The 4,830-nt window shown below is 59.2% G+C and carries 3 protein-coding genes and 1 pseudogene; all 4 read right to left on the bottom strand.

Features of this window, described 5'->3' with window-relative positions:
* Positions 1-249: 249 nt before the first annotated feature.
* A complete protein-coding gene (locus tag AACY18_RS27695; protein ID WP_339466822.1) occupies positions 250-2,337 on the bottom strand; it encodes a hypothetical protein in 2,088 nt (695 codons plus the stop codon).
* A complete protein-coding gene (locus tag AACY18_RS27690; RefSeq protein ID WP_339466820.1) occupies positions 2,324-3,637 on the bottom strand; it encodes a toxin VasX in 1,314 nt (437 codons plus the stop codon). Before AACY18_RS27690 ends, AACY18_RS27695 begins: the two co-directional genes overlap by 14 nt.
* Positions 3,634-4,509, bottom strand: coding sequence for a DUF4123 domain-containing protein (locus AACY18_RS27685; protein WP_339466819.1), 876 nt, complete (start codon positions 4,507-4,509; stop codon positions 3,634-3,636). The genes AACY18_RS27690 and AACY18_RS27685 overlap by 4 nt, the downstream gene beginning before the upstream one ends.
* Positions 4,502-4,830, bottom strand: a pseudogene (locus AACY18_RS27680) (type VI secretion system tip protein VgrG); the annotation flags it as partial. The gene AACY18_RS27685 and the pseudogene AACY18_RS27680, both read right to left, overlap by 8 nt.

Raw genomic sequence — 4,830 nt, 5'->3', positions numbered from 1 at the left:
GGTCTGGCCAGACAAGAAACTGGGAGCCGATGGGCACTGTGATGTTGAACCCGGATCGGCAGCAGCAGACCGAGAAAAGAGCGGCATAGTTAGACGGCGACGCGACAACAACCTTGAAAAACGCCGGGCGCCAGAAACAGCGTTTCGTTCAAGCCCCTGACCCGCAGTTCACCGGCACTAGGCCGCTGGCTTCGAATGTCCGGTGCCGAGTCTTTGGCTTCAGGCTTTTTTTTGCGCTTGAACAGTTTGCTAAACATCGACAGTCGCCATTTCGTCGCGGGTGAACAACCAGTACGGGGCCTTGCTCAATCCAGTGGGCAAAGCTTCCACAGGGTCGAGTGTAAATCGGCCTTGGACCGGCAACCGTACACCACGTTCCGTGGAAATGCGCAGATCGCGCAGGACAAAACAGGTGCGATGGATCAAATCGCGCTCGGCTTCCAATTGGTAACCAATGTTCAGGGCCAGGGCGAAATCGGATGTTTGCAGGACATCGGGGATCGGCAGGTGCAAGGTCAGAGCCTCGTCTTCCTGGCTGACGACTACGGCCACCGCGGCCCATGCGGCGCTGCACTCCTGCCAGCGCCGGGGTGGCAACTGGCTGTTGTAGGGGCCGGGGAACGGTACCGCGCGAGTTTGCTGATAGGCCAGCAGTTGCAGTCGGCGGCTGTCCATTTCCCGTGTGCGGACGCCGGGTAATCTGAGTTGCAAATAGGTGCGCTTACTCTCGCGGATCAGCTCGCAGGTCGGTTTTTGCACCACGGTAGCCAATGCACTCCAGTCCTCTGACAGGCTGCGCTGCTGGTTGGCGGTGCCCCAAGCGCTGGCCTGCAGCCACTTTTGCAAGGCGTCCAGATTGAAGTAGTTGTAGAAGCCTTCGCCCAGCAGTTGCAGGGCTGTGCCGATCAAGCCTATGAGATTGGCTTGCGCAGCGATGCCCAGCAGCCGGGGACTGGCTTCGGCCCAGGCAATAGCTCGCAATTCGGCGGGTTTTTTCAGAACCTGACTGATGATCGACGTCGTGTGTTTGGCGCCCCAGGTGTTGGTGCCTACGAGAGTAGCGTCGCCGGCGATTTGTATGGTCGTGGCGGCCAGGATTTGGTGGTTGCCTTCGGACAGCGCTTTACCCCATTGCTGAGAGTGCTTACCTAAATCGATTGCGGCAGCAAAAGCCCCAGATGTAAACGCGCCGAAACCTGTAATGCCGCTCCAACGCCCTAACCGGCTCATGGTGTTCAGTTTGCCGGCGGCACTGTCCATTTGCTCGATATGCGCCTGAAGGATTGTCACCGACAGCCCTTGTACCGCAGCAAAACCTGCCGCCGCCATTCCAATCAAGGACTCAGCGAAAGCCGCCTTATCAGCCAACGAACGATCATCCTTTTTCAGAATCGAGCTCAACGCTTCCAAAAACTTCTGCCCCTGATAAACAAACAGCAACAACGCAATCCCATCACCCTTGGATTTCAGCGCACTGACAATAGGTTTGCCAAACGTCCCCGTCGCGCGGAAATCACGCACGGTTCTATGCATCTCCTCTCGCAACGCCGGGGCCATGCCATCGATCACCGTGCCGATTTGCCCCGGCCCGCTTGAGCCGACGGTCAGGGCGCGGCTCAGATTATCCTCCAGCGGTAGCAACGCAGCCCTGAGCTGATTGATGCGCTGGTTATGCACCTGCTCGCTACCGGATGGGGCCAGGCCGTGGATCTGCCGCGACAACTCGCGGTGGCGCAATTTGTAGCTGTCCTTGAGTTGGCGGCGCAGGTCGAGCGCGGTATCGCGGGCTTTGTTGAAGGCCTGGAATTCGGACGCCGACGCGGCCCGCAGGGTCAGGCCACTTCGGGAAAACTCGCGCAGCAGTTGCAGGCGAGTTGAGACGCCGAGGCCACGGATGAAGCTGTTGGGATCGATTGGTTGTTGGCGTTTGAATTCTGTATGCGCTCGATCCAACTGATCCGCTGCGATCAACTGATGCGCTGGCATGTACGCCCCATCCAACAAACTCTGCAGCCCACTAAACCGCGTATTCAAATCCGCAAAGTTCGGCAACCGCTCATTCATCAAGCTTCTGAACTGATTGGTCAGCACGTCCACCGCATCAAGGCTTTCCTGCGCCGCCGCGACCTTGATCGAGAAGCTGCTCAGGTCCATGAGTTTTTTGCTCATGTCCATCTGATCGGCCAGGGTCAGGGTCTCGAGCCCCGGTACGACGGTGAGCAGGTTGCTTTCCAGGTAGGTGGCCAGTTTTTCCGTGGCCTCGCGGTTCCAGCACAGGGCGGCCACGCAGAGGAATTCGGTTTCCAGCCGATGGCGGATCTGCTCATCGTTGCGCAAGTCGTAATACCAGGCCGCCCGGTGAAACGATCATGTTCAAGCGATCTTCACGAATGGCCTGCAAGCGCTTGTGCCAATGGCTCAGCAGCGTCTGCTGCCGGCTGACGAACGCCTGCATGTCGCTGCGGTTGATCAGGTGATCGATGCCGCGTTGGCCGATCTCCTTTCCGTGCAGCGCCTCCCAGGTTTGCAAGTGAAGTGCCGTGACAGTGCCTTGGTGTTTTTGCCAGAGCACCTCGCCCAGTGCGTCCTGCACATTGACGGCGGCGCGGGCGTAAGGGTCGCTGATCGCCGCTCTTCGCCAATGAGCCTCGTCACCAAAGATTGGCGACCCGGCGTTGTCACGTTTCGCCCGCAAGTAGTCGTCAACGGCCGCTTGTTGCTCGGCGCTGGTCTCGTCCTTCAGGGCTTTGACGGCGGGTTCGGTGTTGGCCAGTGCATCAAGGCGTGCCGGGGTCACTTCGTACAACGACTGAATGTAGGCGCCGGTCAGGTACTGGCGCTGGGCGGCATCATCGCGGCTCCATTGATCGAGCCAGTGCGCGACATTCAGTTGGGCGCTGGCCAGATCGCGCATCACGCCGAAGTCGTCGCGCAAGACCAGAAACAGGTAATCGTTCTGATAGGCCCCCAGCACTTGGCTGGTGAGGGTTTCAATCGACGTGTTCTTGAACAGTGACGTGTCTTCCCAGGCGTAAGACTGGCGCTCTTGCGGGTTGGCGCCTTCGGGCAGATCGACTGGCGCGGATTTTTCGGCGACCTCGGCCAGCCAGGTATTCGCCTGCCGTTGGCTCAACAAGTGCGCACCGCCCTTGTCCGGACAAGCACTCGCCGGTTCGATGCGTTGCATCAGACGTTCACGCTCTGTGGCGTCCTTGAGTACTTGCGAACATTTGTAGGCCGTCCACTGGATTTCCGAATAGCCAGCGAACAGCGTGTGCTGCCGGGTGAAGATCAGTTGCGGCTCACCGACCGATGCTGTGCGCGTGTCGCTGGCCACTTCCTGGCCTTTCCAGACCAGTTTGCTGATCTGGCCTTGCTCAATGCGGTATTCGTGCAAGTAACCGGTGCCGTTATCGATGATGTACAGGTAGCCGTCACGCAACAGCCGAATGCCCAGCGGTTGGCTGCTCAGGCTCAGCGGCATGCTCAGTTCAGAAGAAGGATCAAGCTGTTCGACCAGGCCATAGCGCAGCGGTAACAGTTGCACTTTTTCGCTCATCAAGTGACACATTCCCAGAGGGGAACGGGTGTCCTGGGCGCTCTTGGCCATGGCGGCAATATTGGCGTCGGCTGTCATGGCAAGTCGCTCGGTGAATGGGTGGTGCGCTCATGCGCCAATTGGGCGGCGCGTCGCACGCGGCTCAAGGGAGATTGTTGGGAGGACGCTGTCAGCAGTTGTGCAATGTCCGGGTGGGCGCTCAGTGGTTGTTCGCCCAGATAGCCGAAAACGTTGGCGTAGAGGGTGATTTCCTGTTCCGAGGTGAAGCCTTGTTGATAGGCCTGCTGTGCTGTTTTCTCGGCAAATCGAAGGCGTTCCCAGGCTGAACAGGCCGCCATGAATCCGGGGAAATATCGCTGCAAGTGATTGTTGAGGCTGAGCACCGACTGATGAAACTGCGGCTCTCCCAGAGCGGTGAGTTCCTGTTCGGTCAACTGATAGATATCGGTGGTGTCGGGCGCAGCAGCGTCCGCACGTTGATGTTGTTGCCAGACGGCGTGTAGCCCATCGGGCAGGCACAGGTGCTGAACCGGGCCGAACCAGCGCGCGCTATTGGCTTGCTGCGCAAGGTTCAGCAATGGATGCATGACGGCTGGATCGGCGATGCGCAGCATGACCTCAATCGAACTCGGGTGCTTGACGGTGAGCAGGCGACGCCAGTGTTTGCAGAGCGTTGGCGCATCGGCCTTGCTGAACAGCAAGAAGCCCCATTCCTGCGTGGCGTTTTCCTGAAAGCACGTGAGCAGCGGATCGTCTGCGCCTTTGAGAGTGATCAGGTACGGCGAAATATCCGCCAGCTCCTGCCAGCGTGTGCCTTGGTAGAGGCAGTAAGCCGGATTGTCCCAGCGGCGCAGGCATTGCGGCAGGTTGGGGACACTTACACCATCCAGCAGCAAATAGGCCTGCACGGACCATGGCAAGTCATCGGGTAAGGACGGTAATTCAAGCATCGGCTTCTCCACGCTGCTGTTTGGCGGCTTCGCAAACAGCGCAGATCGGCCTCTTGGCCATCAGGGTCAGACGCTGCGTTTGAATTAATACGGGGGCTTGAAGGGCGATCTCGGCTGATGGGATAGCAGATAACGCCGTCACTCCAACCACTGGCGCGCCGCCCTCGACGATAGCGACGCTGCTGAAGATCCCACCCGAATTGATGACGATGTGATGACCGCCAGCACTCAGCGTCAGGCTTGTCCCGGCATCAATCACCACTTGGCTCGCGGTAACCCGCGCATGCGGCCCGGCCTGAATCACCAGCGTTCCATCCGCCG

The organism is Pseudomonas sp. EA_65y_Pfl2_P74 (assembly GCF_963970575.1).
Lineage (GTDB): Bacteria > Pseudomonadota > Gammaproteobacteria > Pseudomonadales > Pseudomonadaceae > Aquipseudomonas > Aquipseudomonas baetica_A.
The sequence above is the reverse complement of the archived record's forward strand: the minus strand, read 5'-3'. Positions and strand labels throughout refer to the sequence as shown.